General features: G+C 69.0%; 20 protein-coding genes, 1 tRNA gene, 1 pseudogene and 1 riboswitch. Of the genes and pseudogenes, 3 read left to right on the plus strand and 19 right to left on the minus strand.

Going from position 1 to position 23,861, the window contains the following annotated elements:
- Positions 1-15: 15 nt before the first annotated feature.
- On the minus strand, positions 16-327 hold the full coding sequence (locus JIX55_RS21500) for a hypothetical protein (protein ID WP_257564923.1): 312 nt from the start codon (positions 325-327) through the stop codon (positions 16-18).
- Between the two features lie 103 nt (positions 328-430).
- Between JIX55_RS21500 and JIX55_RS21505 the strand changes: the two genes are divergently transcribed.
- Complete coding sequence (locus JIX55_RS21505; protein WP_257564924.1) at positions 431-661, plus strand: DUF4287 domain-containing protein; 231 nt, start codon at positions 431-433, stop codon at positions 659-661.
- 80 nt (positions 662-741) lie between these two features.
- On the opposite strand, the gene JIX55_RS21510 is transcribed toward JIX55_RS21505, so the two are convergent.
- Together JIX55_RS21510 and JIX55_RS21515 are read right to left on the minus strand one after the other, a co-directional pair.
- Complete coding sequence (locus JIX55_RS21510) at positions 742-1,620, minus strand: Bax inhibitor-1/YccA family protein (protein ID WP_257564925.1); 879 nt, start codon at positions 1,618-1,620, stop codon at positions 742-744.
- Positions 1,621-1,919: 299 nt separating this feature from the next.
- Positions 1,920-2,001, minus strand: a tRNA-Leu gene (locus JIX55_RS21515).
- Between the two features lie 467 nt (positions 2,002-2,468).
- Between JIX55_RS21515 and JIX55_RS21520 the strand changes: the two genes are divergently transcribed.
- Positions 2,469-3,239 (plus strand): ABC transporter ATP-binding protein, encoded by a 771-nt coding sequence (locus JIX55_RS21520; RefSeq protein ID WP_257564926.1) that lies wholly within the window; start codon positions 2,469-2,471, stop codon positions 3,237-3,239.
- Between the two features lie 167 nt (positions 3,240-3,406).
- Positions 3,407-5,947: an ABC transporter permease gene (locus JIX55_RS21525; protein WP_257564927.1), complete on the plus strand. Its 2,541-nt coding sequence runs from the start codon at positions 3,407-3,409 to the stop codon at positions 5,945-5,947.
- 151 nt (positions 5,948-6,098) lie between these two features.
- On the opposite strand, the gene JIX55_RS21530 is transcribed toward JIX55_RS21525, so the two are convergent.
- The 16 genes and pseudogenes from JIX55_RS21530 to JIX55_RS21600 form a co-directional block, all read right to left on the minus strand.
- Positions 6,099-7,400 (minus strand): SAM-dependent methyltransferase, encoded by a 1,302-nt coding sequence (locus JIX55_RS21530; RefSeq protein ID WP_257564928.1) that lies wholly within the window; start codon positions 7,398-7,400, stop codon positions 6,099-6,101.
- 322 nt (positions 7,401-7,722) lie between these two features.
- Positions 7,723-9,108 carry an NAD(P)/FAD-dependent oxidoreductase gene (locus JIX55_RS21535; RefSeq protein WP_257564929.1) on the minus strand — a complete coding sequence of 462 codons (1,386 nt, stop codon included), beginning with the start codon at positions 9,106-9,108 and terminating at the stop codon, positions 7,723-7,725.
- Positions 9,109-9,589: 481 nt separating this feature from the next.
- On the minus strand, positions 9,590-10,531 hold the full coding sequence (locus JIX55_RS21540; protein WP_257564930.1) for a Ppx/GppA phosphatase family protein: 942 nt from the start codon (positions 10,529-10,531) through the stop codon (positions 9,590-9,592).
- Positions 10,528-11,142 (minus strand): DUF501 domain-containing protein, encoded by a 615-nt coding sequence (locus tag JIX55_RS21545; protein WP_257564931.1) that lies wholly within the window; start codon positions 11,140-11,142, stop codon positions 10,528-10,530. Before JIX55_RS21545 ends, JIX55_RS21540 begins: the two co-directional genes overlap by 4 nt.
- Before the next feature lie 35 nt (positions 11,143-11,177).
- Positions 11,178-11,660, minus strand: coding sequence for an FtsB family cell division protein (locus JIX55_RS21550; RefSeq protein WP_257569425.1), 483 nt, complete (start codon positions 11,658-11,660; stop codon positions 11,178-11,180).
- 168 nt (positions 11,661-11,828) lie between these two features.
- Positions 11,829-13,109, minus strand: coding sequence for a phosphopyruvate hydratase (gene eno / locus JIX55_RS21555; RefSeq protein ID WP_443046491.1), 1,281 nt, complete (start codon positions 13,107-13,109; stop codon positions 11,829-11,831).
- A 435-nt stretch (positions 13,110-13,544) separates the two neighbouring features.
- Positions 13,545-14,246 carry a transglycosylase family protein gene (locus JIX55_RS21560; RefSeq protein WP_257564933.1) on the minus strand — a complete coding sequence of 234 codons (702 nt, stop codon included), beginning with the start codon at positions 14,244-14,246 and terminating at the stop codon, positions 13,545-13,547.
- A gap of 4 nt (positions 14,247-14,250) precedes the next feature.
- A riboswitch (cyclic di-AMP (ydaO/yuaA leader) is annotated at positions 14,251-14,448 on the minus strand.
- A 183-nt stretch (positions 14,449-14,631) separates the two neighbouring features.
- Positions 14,632-15,669, minus strand: a complete 1,038-nt coding sequence (locus JIX55_RS21565; protein WP_257564934.1) for a LysM peptidoglycan-binding domain-containing protein — start codon at positions 15,667-15,669, stop codon at positions 14,632-14,634.
- Positions 15,670-15,813: 144 nt separating this feature from the next.
- Positions 15,814-16,761 carry a transposase gene (locus JIX55_RS21570; protein WP_257564935.1) on the minus strand — a complete coding sequence of 316 codons (948 nt, stop codon included), beginning with the start codon at positions 16,759-16,761 and terminating at the stop codon, positions 15,814-15,816.
- Positions 16,728-17,615, minus strand: coding sequence for a recombinase family protein (locus tag JIX55_RS21575; RefSeq protein ID WP_443046492.1), 888 nt, complete (start codon positions 17,613-17,615; stop codon positions 16,728-16,730). The genes JIX55_RS21570 and JIX55_RS21575 overlap by 34 nt, the downstream gene beginning before the upstream one ends.
- Positions 17,530-17,778 (minus strand): annotated as a pseudogene (locus JIX55_RS51475) (recombinase family protein); the annotation flags it as partial. The gene JIX55_RS21575 and the pseudogene JIX55_RS51475, both read right to left, overlap by 86 nt.
- Before the next feature lie 137 nt (positions 17,779-17,915).
- Positions 17,916-19,199: a cytochrome P450 family protein gene (locus JIX55_RS21580; RefSeq protein ID WP_257564937.1), complete on the minus strand. Its 1,284-nt coding sequence runs from the start codon at positions 19,197-19,199 to the stop codon at positions 17,916-17,918.
- Between the two features lie 292 nt (positions 19,200-19,491).
- Positions 19,492-20,502 carry a nucleoside triphosphate pyrophosphohydrolase gene (locus JIX55_RS21585; protein WP_257564938.1) on the minus strand — a complete coding sequence of 337 codons (1,011 nt, stop codon included), beginning with the start codon at positions 20,500-20,502 and terminating at the stop codon, positions 19,492-19,494.
- A gap of 220 nt (positions 20,503-20,722) precedes the next feature.
- Positions 20,723-21,391: a SurA N-terminal domain-containing protein gene (locus tag JIX55_RS21590; protein ID WP_257564939.1), complete on the minus strand. Its 669-nt coding sequence runs from the start codon at positions 21,389-21,391 to the stop codon at positions 20,723-20,725.
- Positions 21,392-21,587: 196 nt separating this feature from the next.
- Positions 21,588-23,081, minus strand: a complete 1,494-nt coding sequence (locus tag JIX55_RS21595; RefSeq protein WP_306820120.1) for a serine/threonine-protein kinase — start codon at positions 23,079-23,081, stop codon at positions 21,588-21,590.
- A gap of 44 nt (positions 23,082-23,125) precedes the next feature.
- Positions 23,126-23,653 carry a hypothetical protein gene (locus tag JIX55_RS21600; RefSeq protein WP_257564940.1) on the minus strand — a complete coding sequence of 176 codons (528 nt, stop codon included), beginning with the start codon at positions 23,651-23,653 and terminating at the stop codon, positions 23,126-23,128.
- Positions 23,654-23,861 lie beyond the last annotated feature (208 nt).

The following is a 23,861-nucleotide window of genomic DNA, read 5'->3' on the forward strand; positions in this document are numbered from 1 at the left end:
GCACCCCCGGGCTTTTCACACCCCGGCCCGCCGCTGCGCCTCCTCCACCAGCGCCACAGCCTCCGCCAGCTCACCCTCATCACCCAGAACCACCGCGAGATCATTCCCGGCGACCATGACCTGATCGGCCGCCGCGAACATCCCCGCATCCGGCATCTCGCGAAGGGGCCCCTCGGGGGACTCCAACCGCTGGGCACGCAGTGCAAACTCCCTGGCCAGCCCCAGTGCCTCCGCGGCGGCCCCCCGCTGCAGCCGACTCTGCGGAGCGGCCCGCAACCGGTCGGCGAAATGGTCCACGGCACGGGTCAACGGCGTCGTATCAAGCACGCCGCGAGAGTACGCGCCTCAACCGGACTGTTGCCAACAGGCCGCCACTCAGGCAACGTGACCTGAAGGACCGGCTTACATTCCCTTTCGTCCGGAGGCGCCGATGTCCCAAGTCTTCTCTGAGGAGACCCATCGCAACCTGCTCGCCCGCATCCCCCATTGCACCGGTCGTGAGATCTCCGACTGGATCCGCAAAGTCGACGAAGGCCCCGCTCTCTTCAACTTCGAGGAGAAGGTCAGCTGGCTCCGGCACGAGTACGACCTCGCGTACGGCCACGCCAAAGCGATCATTCACGAGTACGACCTGAGGAGGGCCGCGCGCAAGCTCCGCTGAGGGCACCGAAACCACGAAGGGCCCGCGAACCTGTCGGTTCGCGGGCCCTTCGACCGTGTCACATTGCCTTACAGGGCGGTTTAGTCGTCCCCGCTGAAGATGGCGACCAGGCGGAGCATCTCGACGTAGATCCACACGAGGGTCATGGTCAGGCCGAACGCGGCCAGCCAGGCCTCCTCGCGCGGGGCGCCGTAGGCGATGCCGTCCTCGATCTGCTTGAAGTCGAGGGTCAGGAAGAACGCGCCGAGCAGGATCGCGAGGATGCCGACGATCGCGCCGAGCGGGCCCATGCTGCGCAGTCCGCCGTCCGGGGCGAGCCCGAAGACGACCAGCAGCAGGTTGACCGCCATGACGAGGATGAAGGCGATCGCGATGGTCATGCCGATACGGGCGTATCGCGCGGTGACCCGGATCCAGCCCGCCTTGTAGACCAGGAGGGTGGCACCGGAGACGGCCATGGTGCCGAGCACCGCCTGGAAGGGCGCGCCGCTCCACTGCGAGTTGAACATCTCGCTGAGCACGCCGAGGAAGACACCCTCGAAGGCGGCGTACGTCAGGATCAGCGCGGGCGAGGCCTTGCGCTTGAAGGACTGCACCATCGCCAGGACGAAGGCGATGAGCGCGGCGCCGATGGCCAGCCCGAAGCTCGTGGGCGTCACGGGCAGGAGGGCCCAGGCCAGGATCGCGCCGACGACGACGGTGCCGAGCGTCATGGCCGAACGCATGACGACGTCGTCCATCGTCATCCGGCCGGTGGTGACCGGGGCCTGCGGCGGGGCGCCGTGCTGTACGTCCTGCTGGGCGTACGGGTTCGTCGCGTAGGGGTTGCCGCCCTGGGCGTAGGGGTTGCCCTGGGTGCCGACAGCTGCTCCCCCGGCCTGCGGCGCGGTGTTGAAGCCCGCGTAGCCGTTGTCGCGGCTGAACCCCCGTCGCGAGAAGACCGGGTTGCTGCTCCTCATTTCACTCCTCCATGGCCACCCTGCGTGGCCTTGGCTCAAGAGTAATAGGTAGGCAAAGGATTGACCCTAGTGCTTGGGGAGGATCTTTCCCCTGCCTTGTCATCGAACACGCTACGCGTCTCCGTGATTCCCCGTCCCATCACCCTCAACCCATGACGAACCCGGTACACATCCGCGATCGTCCAGAGATCAACCACCGGCGCTCATGGAAACAACGCGCGACCGGGGGTCGGCCGCAGGTTGCCCGAGGGGGGCGACATGGGGGATTGCGGGAGAATTTGTTCGATTTTGGTCGGAGGTGCCCGGAACCGGACTTGAACCGGTACGCCCGCGAGGGCAGCGAGGTTTAAGCTCGCCGTGTCTGCATTCCACCATCCGGGCAGGCCATGGGCTCCGCGCTGAGGTGCCGAGCCTATCGGGACGCTTCCCCCGAACAGTCGATGAGCGGACCGATGTTGTCTTATTTTATTGACGTCTGAGGGTGCATCAGCCCACGGAACACGCCATCCGCACTTGCCAATAGCCTTTCGGACCGCACGACCGGGTGTGTGCGGATTGACGGAATTTCACCGCCCGAACGAGCGGCCCCACCGTGAGCCGAGCGGTGACGCGGTGACTCGTGTCGGTCATGTCTCCCCAGAAACCACCTTCGGGGCCCGCCGTCATCCCCAGGTATGACGCGATGCCTGTCCGTCCGCCAGAAGTCTGCCCCCGGAACCAGAACAGCGGCTGACTACACGGCGCCCCTCCGCCGCGACGATGGAGGTATTCCACGAAACGGCCTCCGGCACGTCCCCGGCCGTCCCTCGAAGACCCCGAACGCCGTCGCCCGCAAGGAGTTCCCACCCGTGACCACCACTCCCCTCGCCGACCGGGCCACCGCCGTGGCCGCCCGCGCCACGGAACTGTCGAAGGTCTACGGACAGGGCGAGACCCGGGTGGTCGCCCTGGATCAGGTGACCGTCGACTTCCGGCAGGCCCAGTTCACCGCGATCATGGGTCCCTCGGGGTCGGGCAAGTCCACGCTGATGCACTGCGTGGCGGGCCTGGACACCTTCTCGGCCGGCTCGGTCCGCATCGGTGAGACCGAGTTGGGCTCACTGAAGGACAAGCAGCTCACCAAGCTCCGCCGGGACAAGATCGGCTTCATCTTCCAGGCGTTCAACCTGCTGCCGACGCTGACGGCGCTGGAGAACATCACCCTCCCGATGGACATCGCGGGCCGCAAGCCGGACAAGCGGTGGCTGGACACCGTGATCCAGATGGTGGGCCTGGCCGACCGGTTGAGCCACCGGCCCGCGCAGCTCTCCGGCGGTCAGCAGCAGCGCGTGGCCGTGGCGCGGGCGCTCGCCTCGCGGCCGGACATCATCTTCGGGGACGAGCCGACCGGAAACCTCGACTCGCGTTCGGGGGCCGAGGTGCTGGGCTTTCTGCGCAACTCCGTACGGGAGTTGGGGCAGACCGTGGTGATGGTGACGCACGACCCGGTGGCGGCGGCGTACGCGGACCGGGTCATCTTCCTCGCCGACGGGCGCATCGTGGACGAGATGCACGAGCCGACGGCGGACTCCGTCCTGGACCGTATGAAGCGGTTCGACACCAAGGGCCGTACGAGCTAGGGGAGTTCACCCCCGCCGCCCTTACCCGTCCCCACCCGTTCCCGGGAGGCCGCGCCCCCAGGCCCCATCGGCCTCCGGCTTCGTCCGCGAACTCCCCCACGACGGGCTGAATGTGCCCGCACTCGGCTGAAAGTGCCAGCCCCCGACCCCGAAACAGGGATCCCTTCATGTTCCGTACCGCCCTGCGCAACGTGCTCTCGCACAAGGCCAGGCTGCTCATGACCGTGCTCGCGGTGATGCTCGGCGTCGCCTTCGTGTCCGGCACGCTGGTCTTCACGAACACCATTTCGGACGCGCTCCAGAAGAGCTCGGCCAAGGGCTTCGACCACGTGGACGTCGCGATCGAGCCGGACTACCGACCGGACGAGGGCGACAGCATCGCCGAGCAGCCGAAGCTGACGCCGGAGCTGCTGAGGAAGGTCGAGCGGGCACCCGGCGCCGAGTCGGCGACCGGTGTGGTGAGCGGGTTCACCGCGCTCGCCGACAAGGACGGCAAGCTGATCGGCGGCGGCTTCCAGTCGCAGGGCGGCAACTACTGGGGCACGGACGACCCCCGGTACCCGATCCAGGACGGCGGCCGGGCGCCCAAGGGTGAGAACGAGATCGCCATCGACTCGGAGACCGCGAAGCGGGCCGGGTACGAGGTGGGCGACACCATCCGGCTGTCCGTCAACGGGCCGGTACTCACCTCCACCGTCACCGCGGTCTTCACGACGGACGACGGCAACGTCGCGGCCGGCGGCAGCCTCACCCTGTTCGACACGGCGACCGCTCAGAAGCTCTTCCACATGGACGGCGAGTACGACGCGATCAACGTGACGGCGGCGGACGGCACCAGCCAGGCCCAGCTGCAGGCGGCCGTCGAGAAGGTCCTCCCCAAGGACACCGCGTACACCACCACCGGCCAGGAGCTGGCCGACGACCAGGCCACGCAGATCGCCGCCGAGATGAGCGGCATGAAGAACGGGCTGCTGGTCTTCGCGGGTATCGCCCTGTTCGTGGGCACGTTCATCATCGCCAACACCTTCACGATGCTGGTCGCCCAGCGCACCAAGGAGCTGGCGCTGCTGCGCGCGGTGGGCGCCTCCCGCCGCCAGGTGACGCGGTCCGTGCTGATCGAGGCGTTCGTCGTGGGCGCGGTAGCCGCGGTCACCGGTCTCGCCGCCGGCATCGGCATCGGCGCCGGGATGCGGGCCCTGATCGGCGCCCTCGGCGAGACCGTCCCCGACGGCCCGCTGGTGGTCTCCCCCGGCACGGTCGCCACCGCCCTGGCCGTCGGCGTACTGATCACCATGGTGGCCGCCTGGCTGCCGGGCCGCCGCGCGGCGAAGATCCCGCCGGTCGCCGCGATGAGCAGCGTCCACGCGAAGGCGACGACCAAGTCGCTCGTCGTACGGAACACGATCGGCGCGCTGCTCGCCGGCGCGGGCACCGCCACAGTCCTCTACGCCACGACCATGGACGGCTCGGACGGCCAGGCACCGATGGGTATCGGCGCGGTCCTCCTGATCATCGGCGTCTTCGTCCTCACGCCCCTCCTCTCCCGCCCCCTGATCGCGGCCGCGGCACCCGTCATGCGCGTCTTCGGGATCTCCGGCAAGCTCGCCCGGCAGAACTCCGTCCGCAATCCGCGCCGCACCGCCGCCACCGCCTCGGCGCTGATGATCGGCCTGACGCTGATCACCGGTATGACGGTGATGGCGGGCAGCCTGCAGACGTCCATCGGCAAGATGGCCGCCGACGCGATCAAGGCGGACTACGTCGTCTCGATGGCCAGCGGCAACTACCTCTCCCCCGACGTGGAGAAGAAGCTCGCGGCCACCGAGGGTGTCACCGCCACCTCGTCACTGCGCAACGCCGAGTCGCGCATCGGCGGCGAGACCGAGTACCTCACCGGCGTCAACGGCTCGGCCATCGGCAAGCTCACCAACCTCCCCGTGGACAACGGGACGTTCAAGGTCGGCGGCGCGGACGTCGTCGTGGACGCGGAGACGGCCGCGCGGTACGGCTGGAAGGCCGGTTCGGAGTTCACCGCCGGGTTCCAGGGCGGCGAGAAGCAGAAGCTGACGGTCGCCGGGGTCTACGAGAGCAACGAACTGCTCCGGGGCATCCTCCTGGACAACGCGACGCTCACCGAGCGCCTGCCTGCCTCCACCGACCCTGCCGACATGATGGTCATGGTCAAGACCTCGGCCGGCGCCTCCGACACCACCAAGGACCGGCTGGAGAAGGCCCTCGGCGAGAACCCGGCGATCAAGGTCCAGAGCGGGCAGGACCTCTCCGACGACATCGCGAAGATGTTCACGCTGATGCTGAACATGCTGTACGGCCTGCTGGCCATGGCCGTGATCGTCGCCGTACTCGGCGTCATCAACACCCTCGCCATGTCCGTCTTCGAGCGCCAGCAGGAGATCGGCATGCTCCGCGCGATCGGTCTCGACCGGCGGGGCATCAAGCGGATGGTCCGTCTTGAATCCCTGGTCATCTCCCTCTTCGGTGGTGTCCTCGGCATCGGTCTCGGCGTCTTCTTCGGCTGGGCCGCCGGCGAACTGCTCGCCACCAAGATGCCGACGTACGAACTGGTCCTCCCCTGGGCCCGGATGGGCCTCTTCCTTCTCTTGGCCGCCACGGTCGGCATCCTGGCCGCCCTGTGGCCGGCCCGCCGCGCGGCGAAGCTGAACATGCTCGCGGCGATCAAGTCGGAATAGCCCCGAGGGAGGCGTGACAGCAGGTGAGTGGGCCCCCGTTCCGCGCAGGACCGGGGGCCCACTCGCGCCCGCGTATACGAGGGCTGTACGGGGGAGGACTCACTTACCGCGGCGCACCCATACGTGCCCGCTCACGCCCCCGTACGGGCCCTCAGGTTCCCCACGTCCGGGCCCTGAGCGGTAGCCCCGACGCACCCCCTTCCGGAGTCCGTACGGCCAGGACCTGGTTGACGCCGATGCGGTTGCGTTCGAAGCCGAGGGCGGAGGCGGCCATGTAGAGGCGCCAGACACGGGCGCGGCCGACGCCGACGAGGTCGACGGCCTGGGCCCACCGCGCTTCGAGGTTGGTGACCCAGGCGCGCAGGGTGAGGGCGTAGTGCTCGCGCAGGGACTCCACGTCGCGGACCTCGAACCCGGCGCGTTCGAGCAGGGTGACGGTGGTGCCGACGGCGGCGAGTTCACCGTCCGGGAAGACGTACGCGTCGATGAAGCCGTCGACGGAGTACGTGCTCTCGTCGCGCTGCGGCCGCCGCGAGATCTGGTGGTTGAGCAGCCGTCCGCCGGGGGCGAGGAGCCGGTACAGGTCCTCGGCGTACTCCAGGTACTTGTCCGCGCCGACGTGTTCGGCCATGCCGACGGAGGAGATCGCGTCGTAGGGCCCGTCGGTGACGTCGCGGTAGTCCTGGACGCGGATCTCGACCCGGTCGGTCAGGCCCTCGTCGGCGACGCGTTTACGGGCGTACGCGGCCTGTTCCTGGGAGAGGGTGACGCCGACGACGCGGACGCCGTACTCGCGGGCGGCGTGGACGGCCATGGAGCCCCAGCCGCAGCCGACGTCGAGGAGCCGCTGCCCCGGAGCCAGGTCGAGTTTGCGGCAGATGAGGTCGAGTTTGTCGTGCTGGGCGGCTTCGAGGGTGGTGCTGTCGTCGGCAGCCGCCCAGTAGGCGCAGGAGTACACCATCGACGGGCCGAGGACGATCTCGTAGAAGTCGTTGCCCACGTCGTAGTGGTGGCTGACAGCCCGTCTGTCGGTGCGCCTGGTGTGCAGGTGTCGGGTGCGGACCTCCTCGCGGGGCGGTTCGGGCGGGATGAGGACGGCGGGGCCGGCCAGCTTCAGCAAACCCTTGACGGCCGCCCGCACGTCCGGGTCGCGCAGGGCCTCGCTGAGGCTCCGGGCGTCCTCGTCCCGCTCCCACACATGTCCGGCCACCAGGTCCAGTACGGCGTACAGGTCCCCCTCGATGCCCAGGTCTCCGGCGACCCAGGCTCGGGCGAGGCCCAGCTCGCCCGGCTTCCACAGCAGCCGGCGCAGGGCCCTGCGGTTCCGTACCACCAGTGCGGGGGCCTGAGGGGGGCCGGCCTCCGAACCGTCCCATGCCCGCAGCCGGACCGGGAGCGGGGCTCCCAGCATCTGCTCGAGCAGGGTCTTCAGCCGCGACGCGGCGTCCTGCATGGCGCACACCTCCGTGACAAGAGATCCCGGAATGTCCAACGCCAACGTAATCACCTGCGGGGCTGCGCCGTATTCCCGCCATGAGGTGTGTTGTTCGGGTTCGGGTGCGTGGGGGGCTTGTCGCGCAGTTCCCCACGCCCCTGAAAGACACCGGGCGCGACCGACGCCGTCAAGGGGCGCGGGGCACTGCGCGAGCAACCACGAACCACCCGCAGTCGCCACACCACCGAAACCCCCCGAGGTCTCCCGGGAACGCCGAAGGACCCCCCGCACCACGGATGGCGGGAGGTCCTTCAGGTCGAGCAGAGGGTGACCGGAAAGGTCAGGAGGCCTTGGCCTTCTCCTCGGTCTTGGCCGGAGCGGCGGCGACCGGCGCCGGCTTGGCCGCCTCGTAGAACTCCTCGCGGGGAGTCTCGATGGCGCCGAGGGAGACGACCTCGCGCTTGAGGAACATCGCGAGGGTCCAGTCGGCGAAGACGCGGATCTTGCGGTTCCAGGTCGGCATGGCCAGACCGTGGTAGCCACGGTGCATGTACCACGCGAGGCGACCCTTGAGCTTGATCTTCATCTTGCCCATGACGATCATCGCGACGCCCTTGTGGAGGCCGAGGCCCGCCACCGCACCCTTGTTGGAGTGCGCGTACTCCTTCTGCGGGAAGCCCCGCATACCGGAGACCACGTTGTCACCGAGGACGCGGGCCTGCCGCAGCGCGTGCTGCGCGTTCGGCGGGCACCAGGCGTTCTCGACGCCGGCCTTGCGGGCGGCGACGTCCGGGACCTGGGCGTTGTCGCCCCCGGCCCAGATGTAGTCGGTGCCGGTGACCTGGAGGGTCGGCTGGGCGTCCACGTGGCCGCGGGGGCCGAGCGGCAGGCCGTAGCGCGAGAGGACCGGGTTCGGCTTGACGCCGGCCGTCCAGACGATCGTGTTGGAGTCGACCTCCAGTCCGTTCTTCAGCACGACGTGGCCGTCGACGCAGGAGTCCATGGAGGTGTTGAGGTAGACCTCGACCCCACGGCCCTCCAGGTGCTCCTTGCCGTACAGGCCGAGCTTCGGGCCGACCTCGGGGAGGATCTTGTCGGCGGCGTCGACGAGCACGAAGCGCATGTCCTCGCGGGACACGTTCTTGTAGTACTTCGCGGCGTCGCGCGCCATGTCCTCGACCTCGCCGATGGTCTCGGCGCCGGCGAAGCCACCGCCCACGAAGACGAAGGTCAGCGCCTTGCGGCGGACGTCCTCATCGGTCGTGGAGTCGGCCTTGTCGAGCTGCTCAAGCACGTGGTTGCGCAGGCCGATGGCCTCCTCGATGCCCTTCATACCGATGCCCTGCTCGGCGAGGCCGGGGATCGGGAAGGTGCGGGAGACCGCGCCGAGCGCGATCACCAGGTAGTCGAAAGGCAGCTCGTACGCCTCGCCGACCAGCGGCGCGACGGTGGCGACCTTGCGGTCCTGGTCGATGGTGGTGACCCGGCCGGTGAGAACCTCCGCCTTGGGGAGCACGCGTCGCAGCGGGACGACGACATGCCGCGGGGAGATGCTGCCGGCGGCGGCTTCGGGGAGGAAGGGCTGGTAGGTCATGTACGACCGGGGGTCGACGACCGTGACGGTCGCCTCGCCGTAGCGCATCTTCTTGAGGATGCGCCGAGCTGCGTACAGGCCTACGTACCCACCGCCTACTACGAGGATCCTGGGACGCTCCGTGGTGCTCATGCCATCGAGTATGTACCCGCCATCCGGGGGTCGCTCGTGCGCCCCTTCACAAGCTTCCTCACACCCTCTGCTACACTGCGCGACCCCCGTGCCACAGGTCATGAGGGACCAGGGGAACCAGCCTCCGAGGCCGACCGTTGTCAATGCCGCGTGAACTGCCGTTCCGGGCCCGCGAACCCCCTGAACCACACTCTGGTTCCACAGGGACGAGACCCCCACGAAACCCCCTCGGGGACACCCCGTCGACCCGCCGGAGCCCGCGAAGGCTCTGCACAGCCTCAAAACATCGCTCAACAGGGCCGATTCTCTTGTGAAGAACTTCACGAACTTTCTCGGCGGCGAGTCAACGAGGGGCACCGAAGCACCCCCCGGATGCGCTCATACGTTATCCGAACAGCTCAAGCGAGGCTACCGGCGAGTAGTAAACACTTGCCCACAAGCGCCGCCGGGGCGCTGGGAGAGCATCGGAACCCGTCGGACCTCAGGCCACGGACCAGGCGATTCCGTCCAGAATGTCGTGTTCGCTCACCACGACCTCCTCCGCGCCGATCCGGTCCATGATCGACAGAAGGACGAGCGCACCTGCCGCGATCACGTCCACCCGCCCCGGATGCATCGACGGGACGGCCTCCCGCTCGGCATGCGTCGACCGCAGCAGCCACTCGGTGATCTCCCGGACGCGGTGGTACGGGATCCGGGAGTGGTGGATGGCCACCGAGTCGTACGCGGGCAGGTCCTGGGCGATCGCGGACAGCGTCGTGACCGAGCCCGCGAGACCGACGAGGGTGTGCGCCTCCCGCAGGGGGACACTCTGCTCGGCGAGGTCCAGCGCGGCCTCGATGTCGGCGCGGATCGCGGCGATCTGCTCCGGGCCGGGCGGGTCGACGACCACCCCGTCCCGTACCAGGTGGCGCTCGGTCAGCCGTACACAGCCGATGTCCACGGAGCGGGCGCCGTCCACCTGGTCGTCACCGACGACGAACTCGGTCGAGCCGCCGCCGATGTCCACGACCAGGTACGGCTTGGCGAGGTCCGCGCGCCCCTTCAGTTCCCTGGTCGCGCCGGTGAAGGAGAACTCGGCCTCCTGGTCGCCGGAGATCACCTCGGGCTCGACGCCCAGGATGTCGAGCACCCCGCGTACGAACTCGGCCCGGTTCTCGGCGTCGCGGGAGGCGGAGGTGGCCACGAAACGGATCCGCTCGGCGCCGTGCTCCTTGATGACCGCCGCGTACTCCCGGCAGGCCGCGAAGGTCCGCTCCAGCGCCTCGGGGGCCAGCCGGCCCGTACGGTCGACGCCCTGGCCGAGCCGGACGATGATCATCCGCCGGTCCAGCTCGACGAGTTCACCCGTGGCCGGGTCCGCGTCGGCGACGAGCAGACGGATGGAGTTCGTACCACAGTCGACGGCGGCGACCCGGGTCACTTGCCGGCCTCCGTGGACGCGTCCGGGTCGAGGGGCTTGGCCGCGAGGTGGCCCGACTCACCCTCGGCGGCCTCCCCGCCCTCACCCCCGGGCGGCGTGGAGGGCACCACGCACGGACCCTTCGCCCACCACTCCGGCAGCATCTCGATCGCCTCGTCGCCCAGCGGGTTGACGCCGGGGCCCGCGGCCAGGGAGTGGCCCACGAGGACGTGCAGGCACTTCACGCGGTCCGGCATGCCGCCGGCGCTCGGGAAGCCCTCCAGGACCTCGATCTCGTCCCGGCGGGCGATGTAGTCCTCGTGCGCGGCCCGGTACGCGGCCGCCAGCTCGGGGTCCGTCGCCAGCCGTTCCGTCATCTCCTTCATCACGCCGTTCGCCTCCAGCGTGCCGATCGCGGAGGCGGCGCGCGGGCACGTCAGGTAGTACGTCGTGGGGAAGGGCGTCCCGTCCGGCAGGCGCGGGGCCGTCTCGACGACGTCCGGCTGCCCGCACGGGCACCGGTGCGCGATCGCGCGCAGCCCGCGCGGCGGGCGCCCGAGCTGCTGCTGGAAGGCCTCGACGTCGGCCTCGGTCGGCTCGGTGCGCGGGGTGGGCGGCGGGGGCGTCTGCATACCTGTACGTAAGTCTCTCTTGAGCTCTGGTCGGTTCACTGGTCGGCGGCGTCGGCCTTGTCGACCCCGTCCCAGACGTTGGTGTACCAGGGGCGGTCGGCCGCCCCCTGCGTCGTACGGGACTGCTTCGCCGCGTCCGGGTCGATCATCGTGTAGCCGGTCTCGCCCGGCATCACATAGTGCAGCCGCTCCCGGATGCGCTGCTCGGCGTACGCGTCGTCCTGCCAGCGCGCCTTGAGGTCGCGCAGCTCCTCGACGCGCTCGCGCGCCTCCTCGCGCTGCCGCTGCATGTCGGCGATCTCGGCGCGCTGGGAGACGTACTGCCTTATGGGATAGGCGAGCGCCACGATCATCGAGCAGAGGACGAGGGCGAGCAGTGCGGCCCGGCCGGTCAGCCGGGAGCGTCGGGCCTGGCGCTTGGTCTGGGAGCGGTAGACCCTGGCCGCCGTCTGCTCGCCGAGCAGCTTCAGCCGGGTCGCGGTGGAGAAACGGTCCCGGTCCCGGTCCTTCACGGCCATGCCCCGCTTCCCCTTCTTCTGTGCGTCCCGCGTGTCTCCCACGCGCGTACGTCCCCGCACACGGTACGGGACCGGTACGGGGACGTACGTACGACTGGCTCAGGCTTGGCCCTCAACGGCTCAGCCCTCGCTGTGCCCGTGGTCCGCGAAGCGGACGTGCGGGAAGGCTCAGCCCTTGAAGCGGGGGAAGGCGCTGCGGCCGGCGTACACCGCGGCGTCGTCGAGGATCTCCTCGATGCGCAGCAGCTGGTTGTACTTGGCGACGCGGTCCGAGCGGGCCGGGGCGCCGGTCTTGATCTGACCGCAGTTCACGGCGACGGCGAGGTCCGCGATCGTGACGTCCTCGGTCTCGCCGGAGCGGTGGGACATCATGCACTTGAAGCCGTTGCGCTGGGCCATCTCGACGGCGTCCAGGGTCTCGGTCAGCGAACCGATCTGGTTGACCTTGACGAGCAGGGCGTTGGCGGCGCCCTCCTCGATGCCGCGGGCCAGGCGCTCGGGGTTGGTGACGAAGAGGTCGTCGCCGACGATCTGGACCTTGTCGCCCAGCTTCTCGGTGATGATCTTCCAGCCGTCCCAGTCGTCCTCGTACAGCGGGTCCTCGATGGAGACCAGCGGGTACGCGGAGACGAGCTCCTCGTAGTACTCGGTCATCTCGGCGGCCGAGCGGGACTTGCCCTCGAACTCGTACGAGCCGTCCTTGTAGAACTCGGACGCGGCGACGTCGAGCGCGAGCGCGATCTGCTCGCCGGGGACGTAACCGGCCTGCTTGATGGCCTCGACGATGAGGTCGAGAGCGGCGCGGTTGGACTCCAGGTTCGGGGCGAAGCCGCCCTCGTCACCGAGGCCGGTGGACAGGCCCTTGGTCTTCAGCACCTTCTTGAGGGTGTGGTAGACCTCGGCGCCCCAGCGCAGGGCCTCGGAGAAGGACTCCGCGCCGATGGGGGCGATCATGAACTCCTGGATGTCCACGTTGGAGTCGGCGTGCGAGCCGCCGTTCAGGATGTTCATCATCGGAACGGGCAGCAGGTGCGCGTTCGGGCCGCCCAGGTAGCGGAAGAGCGGCAGGTCGCTGGCCTCGGAGGCGGCGTGGGCGACGGCGAGGGAGACGCCGAGGATGGCGTTGGCGCCGAGGGAGCCCTTGTTGTCGGTGGCGTCCAGGTCGAACATCGCCTGGTCGATCAGGCGCTGCTCGGTGGCGTCGTAGCCGACGAGCTCCGGGCCGATCTGCTCGATCACGGCGAGGACGGCCTTCTCGACGCCCTTGCCGAGGTAGCGGTTGGGGTCGCCGTCACGGAGCTCGACGGCTTCGAAGGCACCCGTGGAGGCGCCGGACGGAACGGCGGCACGACCCGTGCTGCCGTCGTCGAGGCCGACCTCGACCTCGACCGTGGGGTTGCCTCGGGAGTCCAGGATTTCCCGGGCTACGACGACGTCGATGGACGGCACGAGCATCTCCTTCTTGGGGTGTGACGCGATGGCGACTAGAGCCTAACCGCCCCGGGCCCGTCGGCAGCCGACCGACCGTCCCGTGGACAGACAGACCGTACCCATTGTTCCCGTCCGGAACAAAGAAGGGGTGAACAAAGAGGGGATCGACAAGGGAAGGGGCACAGGGGAAGAGGTGAACGGGAAACGAAAAAGCCCCGCCCCGGTGCGTACGGGGGAATGCGCACCGGAGCGGGGAGCCCGTGGGGACGGGGGGACGGCCCTCACGAGGTCTTCACTATGGAGGACACGGATGTGAGCGGGCTGTGGTTCAGCCGGGGAGCGGCCTGATTTTTCGGCCCGGCTGAACCTGCCTCACCGGCCCGGCCGTGGGGGGCGGCCATGGAGAGTGGGCCGGGGCGGCGGACGCCCGATGGTGGCCGTCGCGGGCCCGGGTCAGCTCAGGTGGAGCTGCTGGCCCGGGTAGATGAAGTCGGCGTCGTCGATGATGTCCTTGTTCAGCTCGAAGAGCTTCTCCCAGCCACCCTTGACGTTCTCCTTCTCGGCGATGGCGCTGAGGGTGTCACCGCTGACGACCTTGTACTCGCCGTCGCCCTTCTCGACCTTCTTGCCGGTCGGGGTCTCGACGGTGGCGCGCTCGGAGGAACGGGAGGCGCGAGTCTCCTGGGCGCTCTCCTGCGAGGAGGAACCCGAGTCCGAGCTGGAGGAGCCGGAGTCCGCGTTGCCGCTGGAGGCGGCGGCGCCGTCGTACGAGGCGCTGGACAGGCCGGTGCCGCAGACCGGCCAGGCACCCTTGCCCTGGCCCGCGAGGACCTTCTCGGCTATCTCGATCTGCTGGGCCTTGCTCGCCTGGTCGGCGGTGGAGGCGTACTGCGTACCGCCGTAGCCGGCCCAGGTGGAGGCGGAGAACTGCAGACCGCCGTAGTAGCCGTTGCCGGTGTTGATGGACCAGTTGCCACCGGACTCGCACTGGGCGACGGCGTCCCACTCGGAGGCGGTGGCGGCGGAGGCGCTGCCGGCGACCATCAGCGGGGCGGCGATGGCGGCGGCACCAGTGACACCGGCGACGGCGATGGCGCGAGCAGACCGATGAAAAGCGGCCGGGCGGCGGTGCTTGCCCTTGCTGGAAAACAGCATGGAGTGATCCCCTCACCGACGCCTGCGAGGTGAGCTGTCGGGTTCGGGCCGGTTGAGTTGCCCGGCCGCGCCCGTTCGCCTTTCGGCTCACGTTGCGCGGCTTCACCCCGAGCCGGTTCCGGCGGTGCGCCCCGAAGGGCTCAACTGCCGGACCCGGCACTTACCTTGGGTCCCCCGCTCCTGCCTACGGCGCTTGACGCGACGACTGTTCCCATACGGCCGTTGGCAGGATTCGGCGTACCGACCGCAGGGGCCCGCTGTGGCGAGCGGTCACGACCGTAAACACGTGATTCGCCGAATATCAAAGACGATCAGGGGGTCTGTGATTCATCTCCCACCGAGATCAAATCCGACATTCAGGGACGAAACCTGACCCGAACTCCCGCTACTTTTCGCCCGATTCGACACCGACTTCGAGGGTCTGACCGGGAAGGATAAGGTCCGGGTCAGTTCCGACCATGCCTTCGTTCTCCGCATACAGCTCCCGCCACCCGCCGTCCAGCCCGAGCGAGTTCGCAATGACCGTCAGGCTGTCGCCCGCGCGGACGGTGTACGAGCCGTCCACGGCCTCGCGCGCCGCGTCGCCACCGCGGGAGGCGTGACGGCCGGAGGGCGAGGAGTCCGTACGGGAGCCGTCGGTCGCGTCCGTGTCGGCATCCGTGTCGGCACCCGTGCTTTCGTCGGCACTGGTGCCGCGGTGGCGACCGGTGCCGCTTTCGGTGTCCTCGGCGGCCGAAGACCTGTCACTCCGCCCCGATTTGTCCGAGTTGTCACTCTCGGAGCTGTCCGTGGAGGAGCTGTCGGACTCCTTTGAGGCGCCACTGCCGGAGTCGGCGGAGTCGTCCGCGTCGGTGTCGGTCCTGGTGGAGCCTTCGAAGGTATTCGAGGACGAGTCTGGCGTTTCCGATGATCCGGACGACCTGGACGATTCACCTGAATCCGTCGAGTCGGGTGAGTCGGGCGAGGTGGACGAATCCGATGAACCGGATGAACTGTCCGAGTTCGATGAGCTGCCCGTGACGCCCGTGTCCACGTCGGCGGAACCGGAGTCGCCGGCGAGGTCGTGGAGCACTCCACAGACGGACCAGACGCCGACGCCCTGGTCGGCGAGCACCTTCTCGGCGATTGCTATTTGCTGCGAACGGCTGGCCTGGTCGGCGCTCGTCGCGTAGTCGAGGCCGCCGTACTTCTCCCAGTTCGCCTGGGTCAGCTGGAGGCCGCCGTAACGCCCGTTGCCGGTGTCCGCGCTCCAGGAGCCGCCGCTCTCGCACTCCGCCACCTGGTCCCAGGTGGTTCCGCTGGCCGCGCTCGCGCCGGTGGCGCCGAGGAGTGGGATGGCGATGGCCGAGCCGGTCACTCCGGCCGCGACGAGGAGGGCCGGAGCCTGACGGGGGCGACGGTGACGACCGTTCCCGGAGAGCATGCGGTTGCCTTTCACGCGACAGCAGTGGCCTGTGCGACGGGCGTGGCGGCCCTTCGCACTGACGTGTGAACGTAGCGGCAGTCGATCAGTTGTCACAAGTTAATGCAGCACAGATCACGTGAAGATCACAGACTTGAGGGTATGTCAGCTTTGTTCCGGCGGGCAGGGGTGTTCCCCGGCTCCCGGCGTACCCCTCAGAACAACCTTGAGCTCAGGCAGCACGGGCCGCTGATAGGCAGGCACTCCGCTTGTTCCGGCGTTCAAAGCCTCCATGACCTTCGGCCAGGCACCGCTCTGCCACCAGGACAGCTGACGCTCCCGAATGGGGTTCGTCGGCCCCCAGGTGAGAGGCATGTCGCCCCAGGACAGTCCCTCGCGGAGTCGATGCAGCATTCCGTTGAACTGTTGCCTGATGTCGTACTTGCTCGTGAAGTGGCGTTTGGTGAGGAACGGTCGGACTGTCGCGACCACGATCTGCCATTCTTCCTCGGAAGGGTTCGGCGGAACGAGAGTGCCCGTCATCCAATGCCACTCGCTCACGGGGCATTTGACGCCCGGTTTGAGTCTGTTGTCCATCACACCCGGGTGGACCGTGACACCGAGATGAGCGAAAACATCCCTGCACTCCCCCAAGGAGAGTTTGTCCAGGCTCCCTTGAGCACTCCCGATGACGTCGATGAGGCTTCGAGGGCTGCACTCGGGCTCCCTGTCTCCCGCCAGCCACTCTTCGGCCAGGGCGCGCTGCCGGCGAACCTCGTCCAGGTCCTCTCGCATCTTCGCGACCGACGCTCTGAGGACCACCGGGTCGACGCCCGCCTTGATGTACTCGGGCACCCTGTGCTCGATCAAGTCCTCAAGTTGCGCGATCTTCTGGGCGGACTCGGCAACGCGTGCCGCGTACTTCCCCCTGTCGCCGCGGAGCTTGGCGTCGGGCTCGGCCTCCACATCCAAGAGCCCGCCCCCGTCACCGAAGAACGACGCCACCTTCTGCCAGACCACCCGCTCGATTTCAGGCGCGCTGAAGTACGGCTCACGGCACGACGGATTCTTGAGCAGTCCTACAACGATAGGCGCGGTCGGCTTCGTTGCCACCCTCGACCTGCGCCGGTATAGACCTCGCCGCACAGGCCCATGATGCGGCCGCTCAGCGGATAGACACGGTCACCCTGCCGACCGTTGCGGAAGCCGACCTCCTTGAGCGCGCTCATGAGCAGCTTGGCCCGTTCCACAGAGAAGATGGCTGGCACGCCGATCTTCACCTGCTCGCCGTGAACCGGAGTGCCGTCCGCATGAACGAGAGTGTTTCGCCTGCCGACGCCTCGATCTGTCTTGCGGTAGAGGACGTACCCGTCGTGGATTGTTTCGCTGTAAAGGCGGTTCCGGAGGTTGGCGGTCGTCCACGGAACCCCACTGCGGGTGTGGAGTCCGCGCCGGTTCAGTGCCGCTGCCGTCTCAGTGATGTTGACGCCTTCGTCGATCAGGAGGGCTACGGCGGCGGCCAGCACCATCGACTCGTGCTCGTCCGTGACCAGGACGGAGAACTTCCTGCGGTTTTCCCAGACCCGCGTGGTGTCGTCGGCGATCCTGTAGCCGTATGGGGCCGGACCGCCGGGCCAGCCGCCGTAGCCGATCTTCAACTCGCGGCCGGCGAACGTGCGCTCCTTGATACGTCGCCACTCCATCTCGGAGAAGGTGACATACCGCTTGAACTCATCCCAACCGGCTTCGGTGCTCGTGTCGATGTCTTCTTGGACCGAGATGAAGTGGATGCCGAGATCCGCCATGTCCCAGGCCCATTGGTAGGCGGCTCGGGCGCTGCGGCCGATTCGGTCCACCTGCGGGACGCAGGATGCAGTCGAAGGACCTCCTGCGCGCATCGCGGATGAGGCGGTCCATCTCGGGGCGACCCTCCCAGGAACCAGGGACTGCTCCGTCCACATAGTCATCGAAGACGGCGACCTCGGGGTGGTCGTCGAGCCAGGAGTCGCAGATTTTGTCCTGATCATCCAGTCCGAAACCGTCAAGCTGCCTTGATGTGGAGACGCGTCGGTATTTGGCGACGACTATTGGCGATTCGGCCGACGGCCATGGGCGTGCCACAATGGACATGTTCAGTCCTCCGCGACTGTTCCAACCCCGAGGTGGTAGGACACCGTCGGGATTTTCCCGGCCTCGGCGTGCGTGCGCGCCGAGGCCGGTCCTGTTATTGCAGAGCCTAATTGATCAGCACTGGAACCGAGTAAGAGTCAGCGGAATTGCTTCCTCTGGACCGTGAATTCCACTGGAAGTTCCCGCAGACCTCGCATGATCAAGCCTCCGCGCCAGCGAAGTTCCGTAGAGGCGGAGGCAAGCTGCATGTCCGGCAGACGGCGCAGCAGGGTCATGAAGGCGACTCGCGCTTCGAGGCGGGCCAACGGAGCGCCCAGGCAGTAGTGGATGCCGTGCCCGTAACCGAGGTGCTGATTGTCTCGCCGTGCGACATCCAGGGTGTTCGGCTCGGGGAAACGAGCGGAATCACGGTTTGCGGCAGCGAGGACAACCAGCACAGGATCACCCGCGGTGATTCGCTGGCCTCCGATTTCCAAGGACTCGGTGGCGAAGCGCCATGTCGCCATCTCAACCGGGCCGTCGAAGCGGAGAAGTTCCTCAATGCCGAGCTCAATCAACCCGAGCTGCTCCCTCTCGATTGAATTCTGTATCAGAGCTCGCTGTTCAGGATTGCCCAGTAGTGCGTACATGCCGTTACCGATCAAGTTCACGGTGGTCTCGAAACCCGCGAAGAGAAGCACGAAGCACATCGCGGCGGCCTCGTTCTCGGTGAGGTGCTCGCCGTGGTCGGAGGCGCGGATGAGTCCGGAGATCAGGTCTTCGCCGGGGGTGGGGGCGTCGGGCAGCGCCTCGCGCTTGCGGTGGATGAGCTCGGCGAGATAGCCGCGCATCTTCTTCACCGATCGCGCGACGCCGCCGCGCGGCCCGCCCCCGTGCCGGATCATCATGCCCGCCCAGTCCCGGAAGTCGTCCTGGTCCTCGCGGGGGACGCCGAGCAGGTCGCAGATGGCGTAGATGGGGAGGGGGAAGGCGAAGTCGTGGATGAGATCGGCTTCGCCCGTGTCCGCGAACTGGTCGATCAGGTGGTCGGTGAGTTCCTGGACGCGCGGGGCGAACTCGGCGACCCGGCGGGGCGTGAACGCCTTGGAGACGAGGCGGCGGAGGCGGGTGTGGTCCGGTGGGTCGATGTTGAGGAGGTGCGTCATCAACTCGGCCTTGCGCTCACCGGGGATACCGGTCTTGCCCTTCGCGTGGGCCGGCTCGTCGTGGTGGGCGGGGTTCTTGGAAAGGCGTCCGTCGGCGAGGGCCTGCTTGGCGTCGGTGTAGCGCGTGACCAGCCAGGCTTCCACGCCGCTGGGCAGCCGTGTCCTGTGGACGGGGGCGTGTTCGCGGAGCCAGGCGTAGGCGGGGTAGGGGTTGGTGGCGAATTCCCAGGTGAAGAGATCCGGGGCCGGGGTCGGGGAGTGGGGCTGGTTGGTCACACGTCGACGGTAGCGGGCCCGCCCCCGCCGCCGATCAGCAAGTCGCCCCACTGGTGCGCGGCATCGGCGTCACCGCCGTCGGCAGCTATCCCCTTCGGCAGCTATCCGCAGCCACCGCTCCGCGCGTTGCCGGTGCTGCCGTCCCGCCGCCCTCGCCGCGCCGCCTGTGCTCCCCCGACAGCGACCGACTTGCTGCCGCCGGCCTCCAGGGAGCGCTCTTCACCGGTCTCGTCTTCCGACTTCCGCCCCACACAGCCCCCACGCGTCGCGACCGCCCGTAAGGGCAACGGTACTAAGCGTCCAGTCCCTCGGCAGCCCGCACCGCGTCCCGGTACGCCCTCGCCGCCGCCCGCAACGCCGCCTCGGGGTCGACCCCGGCCGCCTCGGCGCGCGTGGCCAGCGCGAGCAGTTCGTACCCGACGCCCTCGCCGGCCGGAAGCGGGACCTCCAAGCCCGCCGTGCGCACCCGTGACGCCAGCTTCGACGCCAGGGCGAGGCCCGGCTGCCCGAGGGGTATGCCGTCCGTCACCGACTCGCGCTGCTTTTCTATGGCCTTCGTGCGGAGCCAGTGTTCCTTGACCTCTTCCGGGGTCGTGGCGGTCTCGTCGCCGAAGACGTGCGGATGGCGGTGGATGAGCTTGGTGACGATCGTGGCGGCCACGTCGTCGATGGAGAAGGGGGTGTCGGGGTCGTCCTCGGCGATGCGGGCGTGGAAGACGACCTGGAGAAGGACGTCGCCCAGTTCTTCGCGGAGTTCGTCGCGGTCGCCCTCCTCGATGGCCTCGACGAGTTCGTACGCCTCCTCGATGCCGTACTTGGTCAGGCCCTTGTGGGTCTGCTGGGAGGACCAGGGGCATTCGGCGCGGATGCGGTCCATGACCTGGACGAGGTCGAGGAGGCGGGCGCCGGGGAGGTCATAGGAGGCGGGGAGGAGCTCCAGGGACGGCATCTGTACGCGGCCGGAGCCGGCGAGGCGGGCCAGGCCGTCGGTGAGGTGGGGTTCGCCCTCGGCGGCGGCCACGACGACCACCGTGCGGCCGCCGGCGCAGGCGTCGACCAGTTCCTCGGCCGTCGGCGTCGCCTGCTCGACCGTTATGCCTGTCTCGCGGAGGTAGGGGAGCTGGGGGTGCGCCTCGTCCGCGCAGAGGACGCGGTCGGCTCCGTGCAGCGCCTGCCAGGCGGGCCAGGAGAGCAGGCCGGGCGCGACACGGTGGCTGGTGGTGAGCAGGACGACTCGGCCGGGGCCCGGCCCAGGGGCGGGGGCCGGGGTGGCGGGGGCGCCGTCGGGGCGGTGTGCGTTCACCCCACGAACGTAACCCACGCCACGGACGACCTCCGAAGTTATCCACAGACCGCGAGAACCGGCTCGCCCACGTCGCCGACAGGCCGGCCCGGCCTCCGCCCGCGACCGACCTGCCGTCCCCGCCCGCGGCGAGCCCGCTCGCGGCGAGGCCCTCTTTGCGATGAGGCCCGGCCAGGACACCGTCCAGGCGCCCGCGCCGGCCCTCCGAATGCCGTGGCCGCTACGCCGACTCCTGCGTCCCCGTCCCCGTGACCTCCCGCAGCCACGGTGTCTTGGCCTCCACCAGGCCCACGCGGCCGGACTGGTCGACGCCCCAGCTGCCGTAGCGGGGGTTGAGGTCCACGTCGAGTTTCTTGGAGGCCTCGGAGAGGGCCTGCCAGAAGACGGTGCCGCCCTCCGGGGTGTTCAGGTCGGCGCCCAGGGCGGTGGAGAGTTTCTGGACCTCGACGTCGCTGCGGAGGCTCTCTTCGAGCTGCTCGGGGGCGACGTTGTAGCGCTGCAGGTAGGCCACCTCCAGGGCCTCGGCGCCGCCGGCGTTCTCTTCGAGGTCGGAACGGTACTGCTGGACTTCCTTGCGGGTGACGGTCACGCCGACGTCCTTGAGCGCCTGGTCGAGGACCTTCTCCAGGACCATGCCGTTCAGGGTGTTGCGGGTGAGGGCGCTGCTCTGGGCGACGACCTGCTGGTACTGGGTCTGGTCGGTGCTGGCGGCGCGCTGGGCGGCGCGTACCTCGTTCACCCGGTTCTCCAGCTGCGAGACCGTGATCCGCTCGCCGCCGACCACGGCCGCCGCACCGGGATGCGCATCGTTTCCGCAGGCGGTGAGGAGCGGGGCCGCGGCGGCGATCGCGGCGGAGAGGAGGAGCGCGGTGCGACGGCGGCGGTGCAAGTGGGCCTCCCAGGGAGATTGTGCGGCGGTGCACAAGGTCTTGCGGTGATCGATGGTAGGCAGTGGCCCTGCTCTCGGCCAGCCATTCGACCAACGATTCACGCCGACTTTGGCACCGCCCCATGCCACGTCCGGCTCACCCCACGAGCACCACCGGCGCGTCCCACGCGCCGCCGCACGGGTCAGCCGCCGTGCGTCAGCCTCGTACCTGCCCCAGCCACTGCAGTGTGCGCCGGACCTCGCTCGCCAGCGGATGGCCGGGTCCCCGCAGCCGCTCCACGTCGAGCAGCAGGCGGCCCAGGGTCTCGTGGGCGGCGCCGCGGTCACCGAGGGCGAGGAGGAGGAGGCCTATGCGGCGGCGGACGTCGAGGGAGAGCTCGGGATCGCCACCGACGTACTGGTTCTCGAAGTACGGCAGCAGAGAGCGGTACTCGGCGAGGGCCGCGGCCGGTTCGCCGAGCTGTTCGAGGCACTGGGCGGACTCGTAGCGGAAGCGCAGGGACTGTGGGTCGGCCTGGCCGGCCTCGGCGGCGCGCTCGTCGGCGAGGCGGCGCAGCTCGGGCAGGGCCCGGCGGTACTGGCCGTCGTCCATCAGCGTGGCCGCGTACTGCTTGCGCAGGGTGCGGACGACGGGTGAGTTCTCGCCGTGCTGGGCGGCGGCCGCCGGGAGGATCGCGCCGAGGATGTCGACGGCCTGGGTGATGCGACCCTCGCCGAGGAGCCGCTTGACCTCGTCGACGGCGCCCGCCACGTCGGGCTTGTCGACCGCGGGCGCGGGGGCGGGCGCGGCGGACGGCTGTGGCGCGGGGATGCGGGCGCGGTCCGGCCAGGGGGCGTGTGGGCGCAGGAAGGGACGCGTGGGGTCGAGCGGGGAGCCGGTGGGCATACCGCGCGCGGGGAGCAGCGGGAGGAGTTGTTCGTACGTCTCCTGCGCCGAGGACGGGCGGTGCTGCGGATCCTTGGAGAGCAGCCGGAGGACCAGGGCCTCCAGGTTCTCGGGCACCTCGGGGCGCAGCCGGCGGACGGGGACCGGCGGCTCGTAGAGGTGGCGGTGGAGGACGCCGAGGGCTGTGGAACCCGTGAACGGGACGTTCCCGCTGAGTAGTTCGTGCATGAGCACACCGAGGGCGTACAGGTCGGTGTACGGGCCTACGGCGCCGCCCATGGCCTGTTCCGGGGCCATGTAGGCGGGGCTGCCGATGGGTGAGCCGGTGTGGGTGAGGCGGGTGGTGTCGGTGTCCATGACGGAGGCGACGCCGAGGTCGAGGACGGTGACCGTGCCGTCCTGCTTGACCATCACGTTCCGCGGCTTGAGGTCGCGGTGGATGATCGGCACCGCGTGCACGGCGGAGAGCACGGCGCACAGCTGGGCGGCGACCGAGACGGTCCACTGCCACGGGTAGGGGTCGTGCTCGGCGAGGTGGTCGGCGAGGTCGGCCCCGTCGATGTACTGCATGACGAGGAACAGCTCCTCGCCCTCGCTGCCGGCGTCGTGCACGGTCACCAGGCCGGGGTGGTCGACCTGGGCCGTGACGCGGCACTCGCGCACGAAGCGGCGGCGCAGCTCGTCGGCCTCCTGGCCCGCGACCTTGTCCGGGCGCAGCAGCTTCACCGCCACGCGCCGGTCGAGGCGCTGGTCGTACGCCGTCCACACCTGGCCCATGCCGCCCTGCCCGATGAGCGTGGACAGTTCGTAGCGGCCGGTGATCAGGCGGCCGGTTCCCTGTCCCCGGATCACCGGTCTCCTTCGTGTTTGCGGAGATAGTCACTGAGCTCGTCGAGCTCGGCGCGCACCTGGTCTATGCGGGCGGGCCCGGGGCCCTGCGGTTCCGCCGCCGGTCGGGCCTGGGGCTGCGGCTGGACGGGCGGCTGCTGGACCGGCGGGACGGGTGTGTAGGGCCCCGGGGCCTGGACCGGCGGGTAGCTGTACCCGGTCTGCTGCGAGTACACCGTGGTCTGGGCGTACGGCGACGGCGGGACCGTACGGGAGCGACTGAAGTGACGTATGTCCGCGTACAGGTAGTACGCGATGATCGCCGCGAGTCCACCGAAGAGCATCGCCAGGCCGACGTCGCCGCGCCAGGTGGTGAAATCCTCCTTGCCGGGGTCGGAGCCGAGGATGTACACGGTCGCGACGATGTGGACCATCGCCAGGGCGAAGAGCCACCAGTCGCGGGGCCTGCGGGTCACCGAGGCGAGCCGCAGCAGGCATGCCCAGGCGAGCAGGCCACAGCTCATGACCGCGACCACCACGAAGATCACACGGAGTGTGGCCTGGCCCCCCTGATCGGGGCCGGGGGGCGGTGTCGGCGCATAGCCGTGGCCTTGCATGGCTGCTCCTGATGGCCTGGTGAGAGCGGACTTGCGATGTCGTCCCGAGGGTATCGGTCGACCACGACATGAGGTCCAGGGTTGTGGACAACCGTTGTAGTACCGCAGTGCTGGTCACGCCGCCGGACGCGGAGTGGTT

It is taken from the genome of Streptomyces sp. DSM 40750, from assembly GCF_024612035.1.
Lineage (GTDB): Bacteria > Actinomycetota > Actinomycetes > Streptomycetales > Streptomycetaceae > Streptomyces.